Below are 296 nucleotides of genomic sequence, written 5' to 3' on the forward strand. Positions count from 1 at the left end.
CGCCGGCACCAACTACCCGCTGAGCGGTGGCAAGGCGGTGTGCGACGCCGGCCCGGTGGAGGTTCCCGAGGTCTCCGCATCGATCCTCTCGGGCGCCGGGGCGACCGTCACGACGGTCACCGACCTCAAGAACTTCTACGAGCACTACCTCGACGGCACCTTCGGCGGCGACGCCGCATCGATCACCACCGACGCCTTCCCCGTGAAGAACCCGAAGCGCGACAGTGAGGGCAACCCCACCGAGGAGCCCGACGAGAACGGCCGCCAGTGGACGTTCGGCACGGAGAAGATGGGGC

Annotated in this window: 1 pseudogene; it reads left to right on the forward strand. The window is 68.9% G+C overall.

What is annotated here, in order from left to right:
* Positions 1-296, forward strand: a pseudogene (locus tag AMS67_RS17520) (serine hydrolase domain-containing protein); the annotation flags it as partial.

Origin of the sequence: Leucobacter japonicus, assembly GCF_001273855.1 — a bacterium.
In the GTDB taxonomy this organism is placed as follows: domain Bacteria; phylum Actinomycetota; class Actinomycetes; order Actinomycetales; family Microbacteriaceae; genus Leucobacter; species Leucobacter japonicus.